General features: G+C 46.6%; 23 protein-coding genes and 1 pseudogene. 16 read left to right on the top strand and 8 right to left on the bottom strand.

Going from position 1 to position 20,543, the window contains the following annotated elements:
- The first annotated feature begins 292 nt into the window (after positions 1-292).
- The 4 genes from CCS41_RS06255 to CCS41_RS16535 all read left to right on the top strand — a co-directional run bounded on the left by CCS41_RS06255 (position 293) and on the right by CCS41_RS16535 (position 2,936).
- Entirely contained in the window at positions 293-598 is a 306-nt protein-coding gene (locus CCS41_RS06255) for a hypothetical protein (RefSeq protein WP_119797347.1), read from the top strand.
- Positions 588-1,202, top strand: coding sequence for an ERF family protein (locus CCS41_RS06250; RefSeq protein WP_119797348.1), 615 nt, complete (start codon positions 588-590; stop codon positions 1,200-1,202). The genes CCS41_RS06255 and CCS41_RS06250 overlap by 11 nt, the downstream gene beginning before the upstream one ends.
- Positions 1,202-1,642: a hypothetical protein gene (locus CCS41_RS06245; protein WP_119797349.1), complete on the top strand. Its 441-nt coding sequence runs from the start codon at positions 1,202-1,204 to the stop codon at positions 1,640-1,642. Before CCS41_RS06250 ends, CCS41_RS06245 begins: the two co-directional genes overlap by 1 nt.
- 661 nt (positions 1,643-2,303) lie before the next feature.
- Positions 2,304-2,936 (top strand): reverse transcriptase domain-containing protein, encoded by a 633-nt coding sequence (locus CCS41_RS16535; protein WP_338025033.1) that lies wholly within the window; start codon positions 2,304-2,306, stop codon positions 2,934-2,936.
- A 431-nt stretch (positions 2,937-3,367) separates the two neighbouring features.
- Here CCS41_RS16535 and CCS41_RS06235 read toward each other — a convergent pair whose 3' ends face one another.
- A complete protein-coding gene (locus tag CCS41_RS06235) occupies positions 3,368-4,549 on the bottom strand; it encodes a recombinase family protein (RefSeq protein WP_205411463.1) in 1,182 nt (393 codons plus the stop codon).
- A gap of 351 nt (positions 4,550-4,900) precedes the next feature.
- Here CCS41_RS06235 and CCS41_RS06225 point away from each other — a divergent pair, with 351 nt between their 5' ends.
- The 11 genes from CCS41_RS06225 to CCS41_RS17630 all read left to right on the top strand — a co-directional run bounded on the left by CCS41_RS06225 (position 4,901) and on the right by CCS41_RS17630 (position 11,776).
- Positions 4,901-5,110 (top strand): reverse transcriptase domain-containing protein, encoded by a 210-nt coding sequence (locus CCS41_RS06225; protein ID WP_162860006.1) that lies wholly within the window; start codon positions 4,901-4,903, stop codon positions 5,108-5,110.
- Between the two features lie 4 nt (positions 5,111-5,114).
- Positions 5,115-5,546, top strand: a complete 432-nt coding sequence (locus CCS41_RS06220) for a group II intron maturase-specific domain-containing protein (RefSeq protein WP_119797365.1) — start codon at positions 5,115-5,117, stop codon at positions 5,544-5,546.
- Between the two features lie 150 nt (positions 5,547-5,696).
- Positions 5,697-6,317 carry a lambda exonuclease family protein gene (locus tag CCS41_RS06215; RefSeq protein ID WP_119797720.1) on the top strand — a complete coding sequence of 207 codons (621 nt, stop codon included), beginning with the start codon at positions 5,697-5,699 and terminating at the stop codon, positions 6,315-6,317.
- Positions 6,318-6,427: 110 nt separating this feature from the next.
- The gene (locus CCS41_RS06210) at positions 6,428-7,375 is read left to right on the top strand and encodes an Rpn family recombination-promoting nuclease/putative transposase (RefSeq protein WP_119797364.1); all 948 of its coding nucleotides are present in this window, start codon (positions 6,428-6,430) and stop codon (positions 7,373-7,375) included.
- Between the two features lie 360 nt (positions 7,376-7,735).
- Positions 7,736-8,500: a Rha family transcriptional regulator gene (locus CCS41_RS06205; protein ID WP_072551018.1), complete on the top strand. Its 765-nt coding sequence runs from the start codon at positions 7,736-7,738 to the stop codon at positions 8,498-8,500.
- A gap of 159 nt (positions 8,501-8,659) precedes the next feature.
- Positions 8,660-8,926: a transcriptional regulator gene (locus CCS41_RS06200; protein WP_072551019.1), complete on the top strand. Its 267-nt coding sequence runs from the start codon at positions 8,660-8,662 to the stop codon at positions 8,924-8,926.
- Between the two features lie 153 nt (positions 8,927-9,079).
- Complete coding sequence (locus CCS41_RS06195; protein ID WP_240313863.1) at positions 9,080-9,766, top strand: helix-turn-helix transcriptional regulator; 687 nt, start codon at positions 9,080-9,082, stop codon at positions 9,764-9,766.
- Positions 9,767-10,023: 257 nt separating this feature from the next.
- The gene (locus CCS41_RS06190; RefSeq protein WP_119797179.1) at positions 10,024-10,221 is read left to right on the top strand and encodes a hypothetical protein; all 198 of its coding nucleotides are present in this window, start codon (positions 10,024-10,026) and stop codon (positions 10,219-10,221) included.
- A gap of 286 nt (positions 10,222-10,507) precedes the next feature.
- Positions 10,508-10,738 carry an excisionase gene (locus CCS41_RS06185; protein WP_072550645.1) on the top strand — a complete coding sequence of 77 codons (231 nt, stop codon included), beginning with the start codon at positions 10,508-10,510 and terminating at the stop codon, positions 10,736-10,738.
- Positions 10,713-11,363: a phage integrase Arm DNA-binding domain-containing protein gene (locus CCS41_RS17635; protein WP_420866975.1), complete on the top strand. Its 651-nt coding sequence runs from the start codon at positions 10,713-10,715 to the stop codon at positions 11,361-11,363. Before CCS41_RS06185 ends, CCS41_RS17635 begins: the two co-directional genes overlap by 26 nt.
- Positions 11,360-11,776, top strand: a complete 417-nt coding sequence (locus CCS41_RS17630; RefSeq protein ID WP_420866974.1) for a tyrosine-type recombinase/integrase — start codon at positions 11,360-11,362, stop codon at positions 11,774-11,776. The genes CCS41_RS17635 and CCS41_RS17630 overlap by 4 nt, the downstream gene beginning before the upstream one ends.
- Positions 11,777-12,406: 630 nt before the next feature.
- On the opposite strand, the gene CCS41_RS06175 is transcribed toward CCS41_RS17630, so the two are convergent.
- A complete protein-coding gene (locus CCS41_RS06175; RefSeq protein ID WP_119797362.1) occupies positions 12,407-13,501 on the bottom strand; it encodes a hypothetical protein in 1,095 nt (364 codons plus the stop codon).
- A 1,515-nt stretch (positions 13,502-15,016) separates the two neighbouring features.
- Here CCS41_RS06175 and CCS41_RS16530 point away from each other — a divergent pair.
- Positions 15,017-15,514 (top strand): annotated as a pseudogene (locus CCS41_RS16530) (reverse transcriptase domain-containing protein); the annotation flags it as partial.
- Here CCS41_RS16530 and CCS41_RS06165 read toward each other — a convergent pair.
- The 6 genes from CCS41_RS06165 to CCS41_RS06140 all read right to left on the bottom strand — a co-directional run bounded on the left by CCS41_RS06165 (position 15,431) and on the right by CCS41_RS06140 (position 20,490).
- Positions 15,431-16,813, bottom strand: a complete 1,383-nt coding sequence (locus CCS41_RS06165; RefSeq protein ID WP_240313897.1) for a recombinase family protein — start codon at positions 16,811-16,813, stop codon at positions 15,431-15,433. The pseudogene CCS41_RS16530 and the gene CCS41_RS06165 sit on opposite strands and share 84 nt — an antisense overlap.
- 50 nt (positions 16,814-16,863) lie before the next feature.
- Positions 16,864-17,223: a recombinase family protein gene (locus CCS41_RS16055; protein WP_205411473.1), complete on the bottom strand. Its 360-nt coding sequence runs from the start codon at positions 17,221-17,223 to the stop codon at positions 16,864-16,866.
- 306 nt (positions 17,224-17,529) lie between these two features.
- Complete coding sequence (locus CCS41_RS06155; RefSeq protein ID WP_119797318.1) at positions 17,530-18,249, bottom strand: reverse transcriptase domain-containing protein; 720 nt, start codon at positions 18,247-18,249, stop codon at positions 17,530-17,532.
- Positions 18,250-18,811: 562 nt separating this feature from the next.
- Positions 18,812-19,453 (bottom strand): DUF669 domain-containing protein, encoded by a 642-nt coding sequence (locus CCS41_RS06150; RefSeq protein ID WP_205411495.1) that lies wholly within the window; start codon positions 19,451-19,453, stop codon positions 18,812-18,814.
- Positions 19,450-20,133 carry a DEAD/DEAH box helicase family protein gene (locus tag CCS41_RS06145; RefSeq protein ID WP_119797319.1) on the bottom strand — a complete coding sequence of 228 codons (684 nt, stop codon included), beginning with the start codon at positions 20,131-20,133 and terminating at the stop codon, positions 19,450-19,452. Before CCS41_RS06145 ends, CCS41_RS06150 begins: the two co-directional genes overlap by 4 nt.
- 21 nt (positions 20,134-20,154) lie before the next feature.
- The gene (locus tag CCS41_RS06140) at positions 20,155-20,490 is read right to left on the bottom strand and encodes a hypothetical protein (protein ID WP_119797320.1); all 336 of its coding nucleotides are present in this window, start codon (positions 20,488-20,490) and stop codon (positions 20,155-20,157) included.
- Positions 20,491-20,543: the final 53 nt, after the last annotated feature.

Here is a 20,543-nt window from a genome sequence, read left to right as displayed (position 1 = left end):
TCCCCTTTTCCTCCAGGCCACTGACCTTTTTTGTCGGTAGCGTTGTCGTGGAAAAAAACCTTCAGGAGCACCGTATGCACCCATGGATTATCACTGCATGGCCTCACAGCACGCCTGCGGAAAAACCCAAACGCAATCAATTCATTCAACCAACGAGGTGAACCATGATTTTTACTATCCAAGATAACGCATTAATCATCATGATCAACGGTGTGAAGCGAGTTTTCCTTAACAGCGAGCGGGGCTATGCCCGCATGTCTCAAGCGTATTGTAAAAGCAGAGGGCGACTGGCATGACACCCGAGACGCTTATTGAAGCACGAAAAATAATGAACACGTTCAGTGATCAAGATTGGCACAACATTAATGAACAGGCGGAAGAGTGGGACAAATACTTCACCTTTGACCACATCGCCCAGCTCTTTAAAAAATTGCCCCATTTTGATAGTGAGGCCTTGGCACTCGCCTTGGATGAAACCGAACCCGATGACCTCGATGAGGCATTTTTCAGCATTTTTATCTCAAAAGCGAAGTGGATGTTAGCCAAAGAACGGCTCTACAGTGGCGATGACTATGACGAGGTCTATTATGGAGAATAAAGCCTTTTATCTTAAGCTGGCCACTATCCAACGCGAACTTAATGCACCGAAAAATCAATACAATACCTTTGGTAAATACCACTACCGCAGCTGTGAAGACATTTTGGAAGGCGTTAAGCCGCTGCTGGGTGATTTATTTCTCTCGATAAGTGATGAAATCGTACAAATAGGCGATCGCTATTACGTCAAGGCAACAGCGACCCTGACGGATGGTGAAAATTCGTTTCAGGCCTCCGCCATCGCACGGGAAGAATTGAACAAAAAAGGCATGGATGCGGCACAGCTGACCGGGGCAACCAGTTCCTACGCGCGTAAGTACTGCCTGAACGGCCTGTTTGCGATTGATGATGCCAAAGATGCCGACACCGAGGCCTATAAACAGCAAGAAAACAAGGGAACCCCACACACGAAGTCCACCGTTGCACGGACACCCGAACAATACCTCACCGATTTCACCCACTGGGCGCGTCAATGCAAGGATAAAGTGGCCTTACAGGGGGCTTATAACCGACTGAGCCAGCTGCTTATCCAGCAGCCTGATTTAGCACAAAAAGCCAACGACATTTATCTCACCCACTCAGCAACCTTAGAGAAGGCAGCCTAATGGCACACACCATCACCCTCAAACTCCAACAGGCCGCCAGAGAATTTACGGCCACTGACGCCATCGGCTTCGCCCTACGGGGTGGCGTTAAATACTACGATCGCAAATTAAAAGCCCATGCTTTCACTAACTACCAGGCGGTACTGTTTGCCAAAGCCGGCAATCAAGCAGATTTTTACCGCGAAACACTCAACCCAGGTGCTATCGTTGAGCTCTTCGGTGAAAGCATCAAGATCGACAGCTACGAAGGGAAAAACGGACAAGCGATCGTCTTGGAGCTAAACAATGCACGTTTGGGCTTTGTCGACGCGGGACAGCAGACACAGAGACAACAACCCACCCAAGCGCTACCCCAATACCCTACCAAGGCACCCTGTCAACAAAGCAATGTGATGCCGTTCACAAATTTTAATGACGACGGGGATGACATCCCGTTTTGAGCGGTTCGCTAAGCTGCTCAGTTTCTTGCAGGTGCGAGTCCTGCTGCAATAATTGGTTAGTTTGATTGCGTAGCTATGGCGTACATGTGGAAGGCGACTGAAACATGGAAGCAACGCCGGATAAACGTTGCCCCTGACCCAGTCCGTGGGCGCGCGCAAGCACACAGCCCGTAACGAAAGTGAACCTGAACAAGCCTCGTAAATGTCAGCCACACGGCAATGCTGGGAGAGTGTGGTGTAGGGTGGTTCCGCCGAGCCTTTGGAATGGGGGCGAAGGTCATCGAGTTCTAGTGGATTAACTAACCACTTGAAGCTAGAACGGGAACTCGGGGTATTGAGGATGGGATGTGCGCATAGAACTGAGCGGAACGAACGAGACCTCTACCCGTCGTGGTTTAACCCACCGCGTAATTGAAGATATAAGGTAACCGCCGAAGTTCGAATAGACGCGGGATAGAGGAGTCGGAGGAGGCCATAGTACTGTTGATGATGAGGACAACATAACCTCGTCGGAGAGAAGGGCCTCTGCTTCTGTCATGCTATTTTTTGTAGGAGGCATTACGTGATTGCGAAAGCTGAAAACACGTCGCTAGAAAGAGTGCGAGTACTGCAACGAAAGTTATACCTAGCAGCCAAGACGAATCCAACACGGAAATTCGGCATGCTGTATGACAAGGTGTGTCAGATCGATGTGTTATGGATGGCCTACAAGCAAGTCCGAGCCAACAAAGGTGCCCCAGGCATCGACCAGCAGACTTTTGAAGTCATTGAAAAGGAAGTTGGAGTTGGGTCATTCTTGGCTGAAATCCAAACAAAACTCATGGAAAAGAGGTACACGCCTCTGCCGGTCAAACGGGTGTACATCCCCAAGGCTGACGGAACGCAAAGACCTCTAGGCATTCCCGTTATCGCAGATCGTGTTGTTCAGGCAGCGGTGAAAATTGTTATCGAACCTCTTTTTGAGGCTACCTTCAAGGATTGCTCGTATGGCTTCCGGCCTCGGAAGAATGCACAACAAGCATTGCGGGAAATCTACAAGTGGCTGAATTTCAAGTGCCACTGGGTGGTAGATGCGGATTTGAAGTCGTACTTTGACACAATTCCGCACGATAAATTACTGCTGTCCGTTCGAACCAGAGTCATTGATCGCTCGGTTGTAAAGCTGATCGAGATGTGGCTTAAAGCTGGAGCGATGGAAGAGATGAAAATCCGGAAGGAGACGACCGGTACGCCGCAAGGGGGAGTGATTACTCCGCAAACAATCTGGCAAACTTCTGCCATATGTTTTGTCTGATCCTGCTTCCAGGCTGGTATCATTCCCGGGATTCACCCGAAAAACCACCACAATTTCATCACGATAAATTTCTATCCGTTTCACCAGCGCACGCAGAATTTCTCGCTTCATCAGAAAATCGTCCGTACTCAGGCGTTCCGTGACCGCAGCAGCAAAATCCTCCACCCGGTTAACCAGTAGCAGCAACTCATGCTGGTTCTCTGTGGCCTGTTTCACCTTCACTCTCTGGCGCGCAAGTTCCGCCAGCCTGAGCGTCATCACTCTGATCCGTGGTTCAAAGTCTGTTTTGCCAATCAGCCCTTCGGCAAAACTATCAATCAATCGGGACCGCCCCACGTTTAGCTGATTTTCTTGCTTTTTCAGACGCTCAGCATCTGCGGTCTGTCCACTGTGCTCTGACGCCTGCGTTAGACGCTGCTCATATTCTTTTTTCAGCCGTTCCGGCTCAGACAGCAGCGCAATGACCTGTGCCCAGACCGTTTCATCCAGCATGGATGTCCTGACCTGTTTATTGTCACACACCCGAATGCCCCCAAAGCGGTAAGCATCCGTCCCAGTACAGTGGTAATAAGAATACTGCGCCCCCCTTTTGCCGCAGATTTACTGACTTTTTTGCCATAATACGCATAGCGACAGTGGCCGCACACAGTCAGCCCCTGTAAGAGATAAGCGGCTCCCCGGCGCCCCTGTCGTGCATGTCGGCGGTTTTCTTCCAGCTGTTCGTTGACCGTCAAGAAAAGAGCGCTGTTGATGATGGCAGGCACAGGGATCCCGATGCCGTCATCCGGCTTACTTCGTATTACTGAATAACCGTTCTTGAGGATATCTGCACTGTTGCGCGCTGCTCTCACCCGGGGACGGGGGGCGCAGTTTTTCGTTTTTCCGAACACAGCAAGTCCTTTGTAAGCGGGGTTCTTTAACATGCCCCATACCGTACTGCGGTCCCAGCCGGGTTTGCCGGTGGCGCTTTCTATGCCTTTCTCAGCCAGACGTCTGACCACACCGCCTAGACTCAGGCGCTCTATGCCAGCCCAACTAAATATCTTCCTGACCACGGAGGCTTCATGAAGGTTGACAATATACTGTGCGGGTGTCCCGTCCGGCTGCCTGCGGATATACCGATAACCGTAAGGTGCACCGGAAAGGACACCGACATTACCACAGCGTGCACCGTGAAGCTTACCACGCCGGTTGCGCTCCATAATCTTTGCCCGCTCATATTCAGCAAACATCCCCTGCATCTGCAGAAGCATCATGTCTTCCGGCGTGTCGCCGGGGGTGTGACAGATAAAGATAACCTCCACGCCGCAGGCGCTGAACTCTTCCATCAGCAGAGCCTGATAGGCGTATTTACGGGCTAGCCTGTCGGGCGACAGGATGTACAGGCATTCAATATCGCCTGCCGCCGCGTAGTCCCTCAGGCGCTCTAGTTGCGGGCGGATAAGTGTAGCACCGCTGACACCATCATCGATAAAGAGCATGGCGTCAGGCAACACGTGGCCGTCCTCACGGATGCGGTCCTTGATTGCTGCAAGCTGACTGCCGATGGTGCCATTTTTTACCTGTTGCCCGGAAGAAACGCGGGCGTAGAGTGCGACCAGTGCCTTGTTCATAACATTTTGCTCCGTCTAGCGGTTGAGCGGGCAGGAGCCCGGTGAGGTTTGGCCTGGGCCTGGTCGTGAGGGGTAAGCACGTGGTGGTTAACGGGAGTCAGCTGTTCATAAACATCCGTCAGCTGGTCGTCAGAAAACCGGCTGGGCTCGAAAGTGATACGTACGTGTTGTGAAAATGGCTTCGGTTTCATTGCTGAGGGTCACTCCGTGTGCCGTTATCAGTCTCAATAACGAGGGAAAACTCAGTGATGCTCCCATCCGGATGACCAGACTTGAGGCAGCGCCGGTGAAAACGCAGGCCCCAGCTTACGCGAAAGTTTGCACTATTGTTTGCGGAGTAATTTCTCCCCCTTGCTCGCTAATCTCTACCTGCACTGGCTTGATTCGACGTGGGAGAAAAAGGCGTTCGGTAAACGTCCGCATGATGCTCATATCGTGCGATATGCCGACGATTTTGTGATTTTGTGCAGCAAGCGCCCGGAGTTTTATCTGGATCAGGCCAAGAAAGTCTTAGACCGACTTGGGTTGACGCTTAATGCCAAGAAAACGCGGATAGTTTAATGCCATGAAAGAGCCGTTTGACTTTCTAGGTCACAGGTTCGCAGTTCAACCATCGAAAGTGACGGGCGAGTTGAAGACCTTTTACTATCCGACTCCCAAGGCTATGAAGTCTGTTAAGCAGAAAATCCGTGATGTTGTCCGAAAAGGGCAGCACTGGGATTGGCCCACATTGGTGAAAGAAAAGGTAAACCCGATTCTTCGCGGATGGGGGAATTACTTCAAGACAGGTAATTCAAGGAAGCATTTCTTGAGCATAGCGAATTACACGATATGGACACTCTGCATCATGTTGCGGAAGAAGCACAAGAAACGGGGTAAGGGGTGGAGGGACCACCCGCCGTCCTGGTTCTACGATTACCACGGGCTGTTTAAGCTGTACAGCCTGTCCGTAACCGGAGATGAAGGGAGTCGGTATGCCCGACCTGTGCCGTCGTAACGCTGTGGAAAGAAGACAGTCGGAAAGCCGTGTGCGGGAAAACTGCAAGCACGGTTTGACGAGAGGTCGCTGGGGAGATGATGTCAAACCAGAGACCTACTCTACGAGGGGTTCTCCGTTTTGATGACAAGACAATTTATCGAGGTAAAAATGGAACAACGAACAGAAGCCTGGTTTGCTGCAAGAAGCGGCAAAGTGACGGCCAGCAAATTGGCAGAGGTGATGGCAAAAGTCAAAACCGGCGATGCCGCAACGCGAAAAAAATACAGGGCCGAGCTGATTTGCCAACGCCTGACGGGGAAACGGGAAGACACCTTTGTCACGCTCGATATGAAGCACGGGACGGCACTGGAACCCGTCGCCCGTGAGGCTTACATCTTGCGTGAATTTGCAGTAGAGGTCACGGAGGTGGGTCTCGTCGACCACCCTACCATCGAGGGGTTTGCGGCCAGTCCCGACGGACTGGTTAACGACGATGGCCTGATCGAGATTAAATGCCCCAAAACCTGGACGCATCTGAAGACATTAAGAACCGGCGAACTCAAAAGAGAATATTTCCTGCAAATGCACGCGCAAATGCTGTGTACAGGGCGCAAATGGTGTGACTTTGTCAGTTTTGATAATCGACTGCCACCGGAATTGGCTTACTTCAAGAAGCGCATTCACTTTGATGAGGCACTCGGCAAGGAAATTGAAACAGAAGTACGTCAGTTTCTGCAGGAACTTGAACGTGAAATCGCAGAGATTAAAACTTATGGGCGGGCAGCTTGAAAATAACGCCACGGAAAAAAGTGGTCGTCAACATCAAAACAGGGGCAAAGATGGTATGATCCAGGGCATGCCTTTCTGAAACGTCGTTATATTAAGCTTAGGATAAAGCGATGAAAGCAATAATTTCTCCTCACGACGCCTTCTGTAAGAAGTTTTTGGGCAATCTTGAGGTGGCACGAGACTTTTTGAAAACACATTTACCGCCCGCTATTTTGGAGAAATGTGACCTTTCTACACTGAAAGTAGAAGATTGCTCCTTTGTTGATGAAAATTTGAGACAATATTTCTCTGATATTGTTTATTCAATGCAGATGAACGACGGCAGCAAGGCGTACATTCAGTGTATTATCGAACATCAAAGCAACCCGCAACTTTTGATGACGTTTCGTGAATTACGCTATTGTGTGGGGATTTGGCAAAAATATTTTGACAAAAACCCGAACGAAAAATTACCTATTGTGGTGCCGATATTGTTTTATCACGGGAAAAGGCGGCCCTATCCTTACAGCAGGGATTTGATGGATTGTTTTGTTGACCCGGAGCTAGCCAGAGAAATCTACACCAAGCCGTTTCCTTTGGTGGATATTAGCGTTATTCCTGATGAGGAAATCATGACACACGGCCATGTGGCGTTGATGGAACTGGTGCAAAAACACATTTACATGCGTGATATGATAAACATTGTCGGACCCATTGCAGAACTATTGAATAAAGGTTATACAAACCGTGAATTGTTCCACGCTTTGCTCTATTATATCACCTACCAAGGGGAAACGAAGAATACTGAAAAGTTCTTCAAAGCGCTCGTGGATCAGACACCCACTTACCGTGAGGACATTATGACAATTGCACAACAACTCGAAAAACGGGGCGAAAAACGGGGCATCGAACAGGGCATGCAACAGGGCATGCAACAGGGCATGCAACAGGGACGTCAGGAAACTAAACTCGAAATTGCCAAGCAGCTTCTTAAAAGTGGTGTAGATGGTGCTTTGGTTAAAGCGTCTACTGGACTTTCTGACCAAGATATTAAAGATATTGAAGTATTGCTACATTAAGGGTGCCTTAGCACCTGCTATACCCGGACGGGCTGAATGATGATTCAGCCTCGGGAATATTTCGTTAAAGGTGTTAAATACCTTTAACTAGCGAATGCCGCATACGCAAGTAGTGCGGTTTTTTTACGCCCATAGCGTGTAATGGGTCAGATAGTGAGCAATTATACACCTTCAATAAAACTCAATTCACCTTTAGCCTACCATCTTTGTGACTGTTTCAAAGATGGGATGGTATTCGTTAATTTTGTTAATAGAAGCAAAGCCCAACCCCCGCTGACGCAACATCAAAGCTTAATTAATCTTCCACTCCGGTAACGTACCGGAGGTCATTAATCGCAATTCACTTGCAAGGAATTCTGCATGTCAAATGTTATCACTATCTATCAACAGGTAAAAATGTCTAGCCGTGAAATTGCTCAACTAACGGATAAACAGCATAAACATGTTCTCGATGATTGTCGAAAAATGTTCGAATCGATTAACATTCAATCGGCCGAGTTTTCGGCCGATTACAAAGACGCCAGTGGTCGCACTTATCAGGAATATTTACTTGACCAAGATTTAACCATGACATTGGTCATGGGCTACAGCATTTCGCTACGCTATAAAGTCGCCACTCGCTGGCGTGAGCTGGAAGAGAAAGCAACACGGCCTGTCTGCGTATTGCCTAATTTCGAAGATCCCCCTGTTGCGGCTATGGCATGGGCAGAACAGTTTCGTGAAAAAACCAAGTTGGCCTTAGTAAATAAAGAACAGGAAGCGGAATTACAGGAGTTGAAAAACCTGTTTAAGGAAGGAATAACGACGACTCAGTTTTGCAAAATGCTCAACGGTATTAACACACAACAGATTAATCACTGTTTAGCGGACAGAAATTGGCTTTATAACGAAAGTAAATCCCATATCCGCTGGCGTGCAACCTCTTATGCACGTGACCGATATCTAACGGAACATCAACATAAAATCAGCATTCATAGCGGTGATGACTTTATCAAGTACCAACCCGTTTTACTGCGCAAAGGGGCAATCCGATTATTTGACCTCTACCGCAAAAATAAGCTGCCAATGAAAACCCATTGGGACGGACACTTCACCCACGAAAAAGAACTTGGCATCGCATCATAAACCCACGGAGTCACTCACCATGAAAACATAAATAGCCACAACAACTTACAAATAGCGACGGTGACGCAATCCCGTTTATATCACTTAACCCTAGCGCTAACAGAGGTGGGACTAACCACCCCTGTCAGCTAACCACCACAACCTACCACAGAGGCTACAATGGCTAACATCGATATTACCCAATTTCCTGAATTACGGGAAGTGTTTCCTGAGTTAACGGCTGTTCAATTTGAAACAGCGATGCTTTTCGCGTTAGGCGTATCACAAAAAGACATCGCTTTATTACGCTCGGTATCCTATCCCGCCGTGAAACAGACATTGGCAAGTGCAAAACTCAAATTTGAACCGTATTCGCTGCATGGTCTGTTTACCGTATTTCATGTCCGCCTTGCGCTTTTTGCTTTGAAGGGATGTAGAAAGCGATAGCGTTTAGCATGATAAAAATAGAAAAGATAGTCTCTCTTGTGGAGACTATCTCATTTTATTTTTCTAATTAGACTTTCGCACTGACTAAGTAATTTACCCTCTCCTAGATAGAGCGTCATCCACAATGAAAGGGACTGAATAGAGTTAGGACAGATGATGAAAAAAATAGCAAAGGTATCAAGTTCATTGCCTCTGACATCTATTATGGAAAACAGTCAAGATGTTTGGGGAATAAAAGACCGTGATTCACGCTTTATTTATACCAATCGTGCTTTTTTTGACTTTTTAAATTTGCCACAAGGATTTGATGTGGTAGGGCGACGTGATGATGAACTTCCTACGTGTATTGCAGAATTTGCTTTAATAATTGAAAAACTGGAAAGAGAGGTTATAAAAAGCGGACAAAAAATTACCCTCATTAAAACGCATTTCTTTGGTCGTGAGCAAAAACTGCAACCTTATTTATACGAAACCTTTCCGTTGAATAATAAAAGAAACAAATGCATCGGCACCGTTTTTTATGGCAGAAAATTGGCTATTATTTCACTGCCCCACTACGTAGACAAGCTGACGGCCACGCTATTATTTGAACCTCCCTCGACTCTCTTCACACAATCTGAATTGAGGATAATCTTTTATTTATTACGCACGATGAGTGCCAAGGAAATAGGTAAAAAATTGGCACGTTCTCATCGCACAATAGAAAATAGAATTCGTATTCTATACCAAAAAGCGAAAGTGCATTCATTGCTGGACTTTAAACATTTTTGTCATCAAACCGGCTTTGACCGCACTGTTCCCCACGCGTTTATACGCCCCGGGATACAGTTTATTGAGTAGGAGGTTTTCTTATGAGCAACAGACAGAGCAGAGCGAGAAAACGAGCGTTAAAAGATAAGGTCTTGGAAGCTAAGCGAAATGAAAAAAAATTGGTTTACTCGATTAAGAAGTTGGTTTAAAAAGAGAAAAAAGCCTACACATCGATTGCCATAAAACCATTTTATTGCTTCTTCGAAAAATAATGCGTTTAGCGAAGGGCTTCGTCTTATCAATACAAGTGGAGTACTTACATATTATCTCTAAAAAAAGGAAGCGTTATGTTACAAGACGTGATGAAAGAACCGTCAGAGATGATTTATATTGGCGCGATACTCCACCAAGCACTTGAAACCTTTGCCGCGTCTGTCAGCGCTCATTGTGGATACAGTATAACTGCAGCTCATTTTGCTCAATACCTTATCGACCATTATGGTGAAATAGCCAAAGACACGATTATTGCCACATTGAAAAATTGAAAATGGATTTTATTACAGAATAAATAAAATAGCCTTCTTCATCAAGGCTATTTTTATTGGATAAATTTTATATGATTGCCTCATTATTCGACCTATAAAGAGAAGACCCTATTTTAATACTACCCCCTCATAACAATGAAAGACGCTATTATTTATTGATATTGATTATTCCTCTCATTATTTTTTATTCTTGAAATAAAGTTATTCACATGACCCTCTATGATTCTTCTGTCTAAAACACGGACGAGGTCATGACGTTTTTAACGTTGATAAGGAAAGCACTGCGATGGAAATCAGCCTCAAGCAATGGAATCAAAATCAGCCTCGCCCACGTTGCATGGAACAAGTACGTCGATGGGTCCGCTCTGGTGCCATCCAACCGCCACCACGGCTCGATGGCAGAGAATACCTTGTTAACGCTAATGCCGTGAAGATCGACCCCACAACCCCCGCCAGTTACGCCGGAAAGCGCTTAATGGAGAGACTGTATCATGGCACGCAAAAGAAAGCCGGCTAACCGAGACCTGCCCCCCAATCTGTATGTCCGCAATAACGGCTACTATTGCTACCGAGACCCCCGCACAGGTAAGGAATACGGCCTAGGGAGCGTGAAACGTATCGCAATCAACGAAGCGATTGCCATGAATATGCAGATTTTTGACCAACGCTACAATTTGGTAGACAGAATTAACGAGGTGAATACGCTGTCGGTGACAGAATGGATAGCCAGATTTAAAGAAAAATTGCATCAACGTGGCCTTCGTTCTAAAACACTCACAGACTACCAATCAAGATTAACGGCCATCACCCAGGCTTTTCCTGATAGTACATTGAACACCCTTACCACCAAAGACATTGCTAAATTTTTAAAGAGTTACAGCGAACAAGGCAAAACCGCCAGTGCAAAATTAATTCGCAGCTTGTTGATCGATATGTTTAATGAAGCCATTGCAGAAGGGCATTTGGCAACCAATCCGGCTACAGCGACGAAGAAGCCTCGCGTACAGATACAGCGAGAACGTTTATCACTGGAAGAGTTTCTTGTGATAAGAGAAGCGGCAAACAAACGGCAGCCGTTGATAGGTTTAAGCATGGATTTGGCCTTACTGACAGGTCAGCGGGTGGGGATATCCAACGGATGAAATGGCAAGATGTTCATGATGGGAAATGGTGGGTAGAGCAACAGAAGACAGGGATGAAATTGGCGATACCTTTAACCTTGAATCTGGAGGTGATTGACAAGAACCTTGAAGGTGTTCTCGCGGATTGTCGGCAACAAATAAGGGGTGAAAATTATGTCTTTGCGGGAAGGAATAAAACCCGCTTCAGTCAGAGATCGCTATCGACAGGTTTTGCCGATTCAAGAGAGAAATCAGGTTTGAAATGGCAGGGCACACCGCCTTCATTTCACGAGATTAGAAGTTTATCCGCGCGGCTGCACAGTGAAGCCAGAGGTAACGATTTTGCACAAAAATTACTGGGACACAAATCTTCTGCCATGACGGATAAATACCGTGATAGCCGAGGAAGTGAGTGGGACGAAATTCGATACTAATTATTACCTTTTGGGCTACCAAGTAAGGTGTTAGGATGCGAGCCGCATCTATGTATTTTGACCTAATTTCGATCGATTGTGACTTTTTGTTTTTAATTTATTGATTTATATGATAAATAAAATACTCGCACTATGAGGAGTATAAGTCACACTAAGATAAAATAATCAATAAAAAACAAATAGATAAAATATTTCTGCTTATATAATAGGCGACAAAACACGACAAAGCACCACTTTTCAGTCACTATTTATCAATATGTTGCCTCTTCATTTCGACCTATCGTCTTGCACTGAGCGAAGGGTCCTTTCTGTCATTAACCATCAAATGATTCACTTTTCCAGCATCCAAGATAGCCTTGTTTGAAACTTGTTTCATCGGCATCGGTCATGTTGTTTTTTTCTTCGACTTTAGTGTCATCCATACTTTAACTAATTGTATATATTGTATTATTTTACATTCACAAATCAGATAGAAGCAAACAGTGACACTGTTATGACATTTTTGTGGCACTGCATATACTTATCACCATTCAAAACACTGGAAAAAATAAATTATTTAATAGGACACAAAATTATAATTTTTGTAAAAGTAAACAATAGTCTCCAAATGCCAAAACGAGTACCTTCAGGTCAAGCATCAATCCCTTCCATGCTACTATCGCTTTCACTTGAGCTGCTATCAGAATTCGGTGCAAGAATAGGTACATCAATATGAACTGATGGTTCCGGACAAAGGCTAAAATCAGGTTCACCATAACTTTTAGCCAATACCTCGGATTCGGCTAATGTGCTACCTATTATGTGCTTTAAAAATTTTGTTTTTATTGCCTGATCGTTTTCATTTATAAACTTATTTTTAATACTGTAAAAAACTTCATCTTTTATCAGTGGATCAATAATTTTATTATCCTTACTCCAAGGATCAATAATCAGAAATATTTCTTTTTCTTCATTTATCTGAGCACAGAAATCGATAAAGTGAGAATATGAATTAGGATTGCCTTCACTAACACCACAGTACCGTTCCATACTTTCGAATAATTTCCTATCTGAAGAATAGATAATTAGGGCGTGATTATTAGCGAGATCAGGATCATCTGGGTTATTTTCTGTAAAACAGATAACTCGCATTTCCTCCGGATTTACACCTTCTCTACATAATAAGGCGTAAACTAAATAAGAAATTTCTCCACAATAAGTTGGGGGCCCCTCTTTATATTCACTTTCGTTAGTTCTGGCGCTTGTTTCTACTCCTTTTGAAATATAAGCTAAGTTTCCAGAGGAAGGGTTATTCTGATCGGCTTGATGATTTTCATAGACTCTTACAACCAATTCACTATAAACTCTTTGTATGGTGACCCGATCATTGTTTTTACAGGCATCATCAAATTCTTGTTGTAGATCGTCTGACATACCGTCGGCTTTTCTACGTATCCGCTCACGTACAGTGCGAATAGTCTCTACACCATTGGGAGAATTACTTGTTGGAACATCACGCCTATTTGCCTTATTCCAAAAGGCATTCGCTTGAATCAAGGCGGATGTAACACTCTCTCCTAAAATGTAATTCCTTTCCAAAGATGGATAGTACCCGTCCTTGATGTTAGTGATACAGTCATTTATGCTTTTATGCCGTAAAAATTTAATTTTTTTCCTTGGAGGAACAGGACCAGGATCAGGACCGTTTAATATCACACCCCGATTGCTAACTGAAGACGGATACATAGACCACCTCTTGTCTTGTGTTAAGTTAAGGAATTTATAAATTTTTATCACATAACTTGTCGCAAATAACGAGTATTTCTTAACCTATTTTTTTTATGAATTTATTGATGTTATTTTTGAAATAATTAGTAATATATCGTTGTGTTTTAAATGGAATAAAAAATAATTCATCAGGCCAATGTATACCTATTTGACTCCGAAGATGCTGTTTTTTTGTTTAGAATAATATTCTCCATTTTTCATAAAAATTATAATTTCACATATCATTCAGTAATCTAATTTTTCCAGTGTTTCGAATAATAATGAATATATACAGCGCCTACTATAGGTTGAGGGAATATTTAAGGACTTATTTTGACCGTCAGTAGGCACTGCCAAACACAGTCGTTATGTATTCCGTGTTTATCCTGACAAGCGACATTTTATATCAGTTAATTTTTATTTCCGTTAATTTATATGGTTACTTGTGTCTATTTTTATATAAAGCGTTTGATGACAGAAAACGTCATCCCACATACAATAAAATTCACAGGCGAGTATTGATCTTAATCAGGCTATTTTGATACTGGCTGCGTTTTTCATGGTGAATATTTCACCACTGGCTGTCCAAGTGAAATTATGCCCACCTATTAGTTTGATAGTTTGGGCCAAGCAATCTTAACCCGATTAATCCATATCCTTCACCCGCCGGAATGATTATATCAATATCTCCGTTAACAGAATGAGCTTCAGTCCCCACGTGTTTAACATTAATGCCATCAAGGGTTATATGCACAGAAACATGCACTCCAACGGATAAAGATATGCCTTTCCGAGCGGTTCGCTAAGCTGCTCAGTTTCTTGCAGGTGCGAGTCCTGCTGCAATAATTGGTTAGTTTGATTGCGTAGCTATGGCGTACATGTGGAAGGCGACTGAAACATGGAAGCAACGCCGGATAAACGTTGCCCCTGACCCAGTCCGTGGGCGCGCGCAAGCACACAGCCCGTAACGAAAGTGAACCTGAACAAGCCTCGTAAATGTCAGCCACACGGCAATACTGGGAGAGTGTGGTGTAGGGTGGTTCCGCCGAGCCTTTGGAATGGGGGCGAAGGTCATCGAGTTCTAGTGGATTAACTAACCACTTGAAGCTAGAACGGGAACTCGGGGTATTGAGGATGGGATGTGCGCATAGAACTGAGCGGAACGAACGAGACCTCTACCCGTCGTGGTTTAACCCACCGCGTAATTGAAGATATAAGGTAACCGCCGAAGTTCGAATAGACGCGGGATAGAGGAGTCGGAGGAGGCCATAGTACTGTTGATGATGAGGACAACATAACCTCGTCGGAGAGAAGGGCCTCTGCTTCTGTCATGCTATTTTTTGTAGGAGGCATTACGTGATTGCGAAAGCTGAAAACACGTCGCTAGAAAGAGTGCGAGTACTGCAACGAAAGTTATACCTAGCAGCCAAGACGAATCCAACACGGAAATTCGGCGTGCTGTATGACAAGGTGTGTCAGATCGATGTGTTATGGATGGCCTACAAGCAAGTCCGAGCCAACAAAGGTGCCCCAGGCATCGACCAGCAGACTTTTGAAGTCATTGAAAAGGAAGTTGGAGTTGGGTCATTCTTGGCTGAAATCCAAACAAAACTCATGGAAAAGAGGTACACGCCTCTGCCGGTCAAACGGGTGTACATCCCCAAGGCTGACGGAACGCAAAGACCTCTAGGCATTCCCGTTATCGCAGATCGTGTTGTTCAGGCAGCGGTGAAAATTGTTATCGAACCTCTTTTTGAGGCTACCTTCAAGGATTGCTCGTATGGCTTCCGGCCTCGGAAGAATGCACAACAAGCATTGCGGGAAATCTACAAGTGGCTGAATTTCAAGTGCCACTGGGTGGTAGATGCGGATTTGAAGTCGTACTTTGACACAATTCCGCACGATAAATTACTGCTGTCCGTTCGAACCAGAGTCATTGATCGCTCGGTTGTAAAGCTGATCGAGATGTGGCTTACAGCTGGAGCGATGGAAGAGATGAAAATCCGGAAGGAGACGACCGGTACGCCGCAAGGGGGAGAAATTACTCCGCAAACAATCTGGCAAACTTCTGCCATATGTTTTGTCTGATCCTGCTTCCAGGCTGGTATCATTCCCGGGATTCACCCGAAAAACCACCACAATTTCATCACGATAAATTTCTATCCGTTTCACCAGCGCACGCAGAATTTCTCGCTTCATCAGAAAATCGTCCGTACTCAGGCGTTCCGTGACCGCAGCAGCAAAATCCTCCACCCGGTTAACCAGTAGCAGCAACTCATGCTGGTTCTCTGTGGCCTGTTTCACCTTCACTCTCTGGCGCGCAAGTTCCGCCAGCCTGAGCGTCATCACTCTGATCCGTGGTTCAAAGTCTGTTTTGCCAATCAGCCCTTCGGCAAAACTATCAATCAATCGGGACCGCCCCACGTTTAGCTGATTTTCTTGCTTTTTCAGACGCTCAGCATCTGCGGTCTGTCCACTGTGCTCTGACGCCTGCGTTAGACGCTGCTCATATTCTTTTTTCAGCCGTTCCGGCTCAGACAGCAGCGCAATGACCTGTGCCCAGACCGTTTCATCCAGCATGGATGTCCTGACCTGTTTATTGTCACACACCCGAATGCCCCCAAAGCGGTAAGCATCCGTCCCAGTACAGTGGTAATAAGAATACTGCGCCCCCCCTTTTGCCGCAGATTTACTGACTTTTTTGCCATAATACGCATAGCGACAGTGGCCGCACACAGTCAGCCCCTGTAAGAGATAAGCGGCTCCCCGGCGCCCCTGTCGTGCATGTCGGCGGTTTTCTTCCAGCTGTTCGTTGACCGTCAAGAAAAGAGCGCTGTTGATGATGGCAGGCACAGGGATCCCGATGCCGTCATCCGGCTTACTTCGTATTACTGAATAACCGTTCTTGAGGATATCTGCACTGTTGCGCGCTGCTCTCACCCGGGGACGGGGGGCGCAGTTTTTCGTTTTTCCGAACACAGCAAGTCCTTTGTAAGCGGGGTTCTTTAACATGCCCCATACCGTACTGCGGTCCCAGCCGGGTTTGCCGGTGGCGCTTTCTATGCCTTTCTCAGCCAGACGTCTGACCACACCGCCTAGACTCAGGCGCTCTATGCCAGCCCAACTAAATATCTTCCTGACCACGGAGGCTTCATGAAGGTTGACAATATACTGTGCGGGTGTCCCGTCCGGCTGCCTGCGGATATACCGATAACCGTAAGGTGCACCGGAAAGGACACCGACATTACCACAGCGTGCACCGTGAAGCTTACCACGCCGGTTGCGCTCCATAATCTTTGCCCGCTCATATTCAGCAAACATCCCCTGCATCTGCAGAAGCATCATGTCTTCCGGCGTGTCGCCGGGGTGTGACAGATAAAGATAACCTCCACGCCGCAGGCGCTGAACTCTTCCATCAGCAGAGCCTGATAGGCGTATTTACGGTCTAGCCTGTCGGGCGACAGGATGTACAGGCATTCAATATCGCCTGCCGCCGCGTAGTCCCTCAGGCGCTCTAGTTGCGGGCGGATAAGTGTAGCACCGCTGACACCATCATCGATAAAGAGCATGGCGTCAGGCAACACGTGGCCGTCCTCACGGATGCGGTCCTTGATTGCTGCAAGCTGACTGCCGATGGTGCCATTTTTTACCTGTTGCCCGGAAGAAACGCGGGCGTAGAGTGCGACCAGTGCCTTGTTCATAACATTTTGCTCCGTCTAGCGGTTGAGCGGGCAGGAGCCCGGTGAGGTTTGGCCCGGGCCTGGTCGTGAGGGGTAAGCACGTGGTGGTTAACGGGAGTCAGCTGTTCATAAACATCCGTCAGCTGGTCGTCAGAAAACCGGCTGGGCTCGAAAGTGATACGTACGTGTTGTGAAAATGGCTTCGGTTTCATTGCTGAGGGTCACTCCGTGTGCCGTTATCAGTCTCAATAACGAGGGAAAACTCAGTGATGCTCCCATCCGGATGACCAGACTTGAGGCAGCGCCGGTGAAAACGCAGGCCCCAGCTTACGCGAAAGTTTGCACTATTGTTTGCGGAGTAATCACTCCCCCTTGCGGCGTACCGGTCGTCTCCTTCCGGATTTTCATCTCTTCCATCGCTCCAGCTTTAAGCCACATCTCGATCAGCTTTACAACCGAGCGATCAATGACTCTGGTTCGAACGGACAGCAGTAATTTATCGTGCGGAATTGTGTCAAAGTACGACTTCAAATCCGCATCTACCACCCAGTGGCACTTGAAATTCAGCCACTTGTAGATTTCCCGCAATGCTTGTTGTGCATTCTTCCGAGGCCGGAAGCCATACGAGCAATCCTTGAAGGTAGCCTCAAAAAGAGGTTCGATAACAATTTTCACCGCTGCCTGAACAACACGATCTGCGATAACGGGAATGCCTAGAGGTCTTTGCGTTCCGTCAGCCTTGGGGATGTACACCCGTTTGACCGGCAGAGGCGTGTACCTCTTTTCCATGAGTTTTGTTTGGATTTCAGCCAAGAATGACCCAACTCCAACTTCCTTTTCAATGACTTCAAAAGTCTGCTGGTCGATGCCTGGGGCACCTTTGTTGGCTCGGACTTGCTTGTAGGCCATCCATAACACATCGATCTGACACACCTTGTCATACAGCATGCCGAATTTCCGTGTTGGATTCGTCTTGGCTGCTAGGTATAACTTTCGTTGCAGTACTCGCACTCTTTCTAGCGACGTGTTTTCAGCTTTCGCAATCACGTAATGCCTCCTACAAAAAATAGCATGACAGAAGCAGAGGCCCTTCTCTCCGACGAGGTTATGTTGTCCTCATCATCAACAGTACTATGGCCTCCTCCGACTCCTCTATCCCGCGTCTATTCGAACTTCGGCGGTTACCTTATATCTTCAATTACGCGGTGGGTTAAACCACGACGGGTAGAGGTCTCGTTCGTTCCGCTCAGTTCTATGCGCACATCCCATCCTCAATACCCCGAGTTCCCGTTCTAGCTTCAAGTGGTTAGTTAATCCACTAGAACTCGATGACCTTCGCCCCCATTCCAAAGGCTCGGCGGAACCACCCTACACCACACTCTCCCAGCATTGCCGTGTGGCTGACATTTACGAGGCTTGTTCAGGTTCACTTTCGTTACGGGCTGTGTGCTTGCGCGCGCCCACGGACTGGGTCAGGGGCAACGTTTATCCGGCGTTGCTTCCATGTTTCAGTCGCCTTCCACATGTACGCCATAGCTACGCAATCAAACTAACCAATTATTGCAGCAGGACTCGCACCTGCAAGAAACTGAGCAGCTTAGCGAACCGCTCAAAACGGGATGTCATCCCCGTCGTCATTAAAATCGGTAGACGGCGTCAGGTTGCTTTGTGGCAGTGAAGAGGGCATGTATAACGGCTTACCGGGTGACGACGGAGACAGATTTGCCCTCGGTTGGCGTTCATCTTTATCCTTCAGGTTAGCCACGATTTTATTCAGGGTGGTGGCGGGTTTGCCTGCCATTTTCTCTTGTAATGTCTGACGGGTTTGGGCGAAAAAAGGCAACTGGATATCCAAGCTGTAGGTTTCCTTGCCATCGCTTTTGGTCTTCAGTGTTTTTTGCAACACAAGTCCAATTTTCTTACCGATTAATTCGGGAGCCAGAGGGGCGTTGATGTCTTTCACGACACGGGTGAGCTGCTTAATGCCGGTACAGCCCATCATGGCGTTGATCAGGTTGACGCCGTAGGGGTTGGGCGTGCTGTCTTTCTTTTCATAATACAGGTTCAGGTAGTGGGCTTTGCGTCCATCCTCCGTTTCGACAGAAAATTCAATCGATTTGGTCCCACTGGGACTGGTCATGTATTTCGCTTCAGTGAGAGTGACAATATACGCGCCTGACTCACTGATAAACCCGCTTTGGCCGGCGGCGAGCGCCGCTTCTTGATGATACGTAAAGATGACCTCATTCATGCTGCATGTCCTTCTGTGTTGTGACCCGTATCAAGGTGGTAATAGTGGCAAACTGTGGCATCCACCCCGGCGAGGTCGTTATCAATTTCATGCCTGTCGAACATCCCCATCGGGGATTTAACCGTGTCTGCGCCGTCATTTTGTGTGGTAAACACGTACCTGCCGTCTTTCACGCAGGTCCGTAACACCAGGGTAAACATGCCTTCTAGGGTGATTTTTTCATCCAGCATTTTGCCAATGGTTTTAATCTTGGTTTTGCCTGATGCGGTTTCTTCGGTGTGCGATAAAAAGTAAATACGCAGCTCAGGCGGGGTATTGTGGATCGCACTGTAGATAATATTCCAGGCGTGTCCGCCAATTTCGGTAAATTTATCATAGGACTTCTCATCCGCCCGGCGCATAAATTCATGTGCCATGACATATTGAAAGTCATCGATAATCACGATTTTTTTGCCGTAAGCGTGCGCCTTCCCAATCGCGGTCATAATGGTGTGCCAAATGTCGACAACATAGAGCGCGGTGTCGGGATTTTTTTTATCCCAGGGCAGCCACCCTGAAGAACGAAAAGGCAGGGGTTTATTAATAGGTTGAATAAGTAAGCATGCTTTGGGATTGAGGTTGCGCAAACTGGCGGATTTGCCGGTACCCGATTCCCCCAGTATTAATGTGGCAGTGCCCATGGTTTTTTCCTTGGTTGTTGTTCAGTCTGACCCGCCGTGAGGGTCGTTTGTGCAGTATCCATAATAGACCTCATTGTATTCATCACCTTGGTAGAGCCGTTCTTTGGCTAACATCCACTTCGCTTTTGAGATAAAAATGCTGAAAAATGCCTTATCGATGTCATCGGGTTCGGTCTCATCCAAGGCGAGTGTCAAGGCCTCACTATCAAAATGGGGCAATTTTTTAAAGAGCTGGGCGATGTGGTCAAAGGTGAAATATTTATCCCACTCTTCCGCCTGTTCATTAATGTTGTGCCAATCTTGATCACTGAACGTGTTCATTATTTTTCGTGCTTCAATAAGCGTCTCGGGTGTCATGCCAGTCGCCCTCTGCTTTTACAATACGCTTGAGACATACGTGCATAGCCCCG

Origin of the sequence: Candidatus Fukatsuia symbiotica, assembly GCF_003122425.1 — a bacterium.
GTDB classification, from domain to species: Bacteria; Pseudomonadota; Gammaproteobacteria; order Enterobacterales; family Enterobacteriaceae; genus Fukatsuia; species Fukatsuia symbiotica.
The sequence above is the reverse complement of the archived record's forward strand: the minus strand, read 5'-3'. Positions and strand labels throughout refer to the sequence as shown.

Bases quoted from the DNA above. Each gene is read 5' to 3' on its own strand.
- CCS41_RS06205 (WP_072551018.1), top strand. From the start codon at position 7,736: ATGTCAAATGTTATCACTATCTATCAACAGGTAAAAATGTCTAGCCGT.
- CCS41_RS06200 (WP_072551019.1), top strand. From the start codon at position 8,660: ATGGCTAACATCGATATTACCCAATTTCCTGAATTACGGGAAGTGTTT.
- CCS41_RS06235 (WP_205411463.1), bottom strand. From the start codon at position 4,549: ATGAACAAGGCACTGGTCGCACTCTACGCCCGCGTTTCTTCCGGGCAA.
- CCS41_RS06145 (WP_119797319.1), bottom strand. From the start codon at position 20,133: ATGGGCACTGCCACATTAATACTGGGGGAATCGGGTACCGGCAAATCC.
- CCS41_RS06215 (WP_119797720.1), top strand. From the start codon at position 5,697: ATGGAACAACGAACAGAAGCCTGGTTTGCTGCAAGAAGCGGCAAAGTG.
- CCS41_RS17630 (WP_420866974.1), top strand. From the start codon at position 11,360: ATGAAATGGCAAGATGTTCATGATGGGAAATGGTGGGTAGAGCAACAG.
- CCS41_RS06195 (WP_240313863.1), top strand. From the start codon at position 9,080: ATGATGAAAAAAATAGCAAAGGTATCAAGTTCATTGCCTCTGACATCT.
- CCS41_RS06245 (WP_119797349.1), top strand. From the start codon at position 1,202: ATGGCACACACCATCACCCTCAAACTCCAACAGGCCGCCAGAGAATTT.
- CCS41_RS06185 (WP_072550645.1), top strand. From the start codon at position 10,508: ATGGAAATCAGCCTCAAGCAATGGAATCAAAATCAGCCTCGCCCACGT.
- CCS41_RS06140 (WP_119797320.1), bottom strand. From the start codon at position 20,490: ATGACACCCGAGACGCTTATTGAAGCACGAAAAATAATGAACACGTTC.
- CCS41_RS06175 (WP_119797362.1), bottom strand. From the start codon at position 13,501: ATGTATCCGTCTTCAGTTAGCAATCGGGGTGTGATATTAAACGGTCCT.
- CCS41_RS06210 (WP_119797364.1), top strand. From the start codon at position 6,428: ATGAAAGCAATAATTTCTCCTCACGACGCCTTCTGTAAGAAGTTTTTG.
- CCS41_RS16535 (WP_338025033.1), top strand. From the start codon at position 2,304: ATGCTGTATGACAAGGTGTGTCAGATCGATGTGTTATGGATGGCCTAC.
- CCS41_RS06150 (WP_205411495.1), bottom strand. From the start codon at position 19,453: ATGAATGAGGTCATCTTTACGTATCATCAAGAAGCGGCGCTCGCCGCC.
- CCS41_RS06190 (WP_119797179.1), top strand. From the start codon at position 10,024: ATGTTACAAGACGTGATGAAAGAACCGTCAGAGATGATTTATATTGGC.
- CCS41_RS06255 (WP_119797347.1), top strand. From the start codon at position 293: ATGACACCCGAGACGCTTATTGAAGCACGAAAAATAATGAACACGTTC.
- CCS41_RS06220 (WP_119797365.1), top strand. From the start codon at position 5,115: ATGAAAGAGCCGTTTGACTTTCTAGGTCACAGGTTCGCAGTTCAACCA.
- CCS41_RS16055 (WP_205411473.1), bottom strand. From the start codon at position 17,223: ATGAACAAGGCACTGGTCGCACTCTACGCCCGCGTTTCTTCCGGGCAA.
- CCS41_RS06250 (WP_119797348.1), top strand. From the start codon at position 588: ATGGAGAATAAAGCCTTTTATCTTAAGCTGGCCACTATCCAACGCGAA.
- CCS41_RS17635 (WP_420866975.1), top strand. From the start codon at position 10,713: ATGGCACGCAAAAGAAAGCCGGCTAACCGAGACCTGCCCCCCAATCTG.
- CCS41_RS06165 (WP_240313897.1), bottom strand. From the start codon at position 16,813: ATGGAGCGCAACCGGCGTGGTAAGCTTCACGGTGCACGCTGTGGTAAT.